Consider the following 1,520-nt stretch of genomic DNA (forward strand, 5'->3'; position numbering starts at 1 on the left):
CGCGTGTAGGGGCCGATCCGCTCGCCCCAGTCGAGCAGGCGTTGCGGCGTCCACTCACGATGCGCCTGGTGCGCTGCGGGCATGTGTTCGCGCTGGGTACTGTAAGCGCCGCGTCGCCCCAGCAGCAGGTGGCTGGCCACCCGCCGGTTGCCATGCAGCACTTCCAGGGTGTGTGCCGTCAGTCGCACGTCCACGTTCTGCCGGGCCAGGGCGGAGGGCACGCTGTAGAAGCTGCCATTGACCTCGATGTGGTAGTCGATGCTGACCTTGCAGCGCTTGAAGGTGGCGACCTCGTAGGGATGCACCGGCAGCGCTCGCAAGGCCGGGCGATCCAGACGCTCGAACCAGTCGCGCCGGCAGCCATCGAGCCGCTTGAACGGGCGCCGATTCAGATCCTCCAGCAGCTCGGCGATGGCCTGGTTAAGCGCATGCAGGCTGAAGAACTGCCGATGGCGCAGCCGCGCCATGATCCAGCGCTCGACCACCTGCACCGCCACCTCGGCCTTGGCCTTGTCCTGAGGCTTGCGTGGCCGTGCCGGCAGGATCACCGTCTGGTAATGACGCGCGCACTCCAGCGTGGCCCGGTTCAGGCCCGGCTCGTAGCGATCCGGCTGGGCGACCAGGGCGCGCGGATTGTCCGGCACAACCATTTCCGGCACGCCGCCAAAGTAGGTCAGAGCCTGGCCCAGCGAGGTCAGCCAGTCCACCTGGGTTTCGCCTGGCGTCGCGCAGGCATAGGTGTAATTCGAGGCGCCCAGGGCGGCGACGAAGATGTGCGCCCGGCGCACTTCGCCGGTGGCCGGGTCGACCACCGGCAGCGTCGGCCCGGCATAGTCGATGAATAGCTTCTCGCCCGCACGGTGCAGCTGACGCATCGAACGTTTGAGCGTCTGGGCGTAGCGCCGGTAGTGCTCGACGAACTGGGTGTAGCGGTAGGTCGGCTGGCCCGCATGCGCGGCGAGATATTCCTCCCACAGCAGCTGCAAGGTCACGCCCTTGCGTCGCAACTCGCGGTGGATGCTCAGCACATCGGGCAGCACTCGCTCACCGCGCGGCTTGTTCGTCGACGTCGGTGCAAACAAGGCGGCCGCCAGCGCGGCCTCGTCCATGGCCACCAGCGCCGGCCAGTCCAGCCCGGCCACCCGCGCCGCCGCGATGTACTTGCTAACCACGCCCTTGGACAGCTGCAAGGCACGGGCAATCTTCTCGTGGGACAAGCCGGCCTCAAACTTGAGGCGCAGACATTCTTTGATGTTTCGCATGGCTACTCGCGGCGCCGCCATCTTCCTCTCCCGAAATCGGTCGAGGATGGCGGCGCATCAGGTCATGCGCAACGAAGGGGAAGGCTTTCGCTAAGTCGTGACCGGCGATTTCGGTAAGCCGTGACCACCTGTTTCGGAACAGGCGGAGAATCGGTCACGTTGCTACCGAAATGAGCGGTCACGCGTTAGCGAAATGAGCGGTCACGATCAACCGAAACGGCCGGTCACGGTGCTCCGAAATCCGCAGCGTGGGCGCCG

General features: G+C 66.2%; 1 protein-coding gene. It reads right to left on the reverse strand.

The genetic code is table 11. The annotated features are described in order from the left end of the window. Positions 1-1,283, reverse strand: a 1,283-nt coding sequence (gene istA, locus CD33_RS19640) for an IS21 family transposase (protein ID WP_084591202.1), incomplete at its 3' end; no start/stop codon positions are given. Positions 1,284-1,520 lie beyond the last annotated feature (237 nt).

Origin of the sequence: Ureibacillus sinduriensis BLB-1 = JCM 15800 (assembly GCF_000772955.1) — a bacterium.
In the GTDB taxonomy this organism is placed as follows: domain Bacteria; phylum Bacillota; class Bacilli; order Bacillales_A; family Planococcaceae; genus Ureibacillus; species Ureibacillus sinduriensis.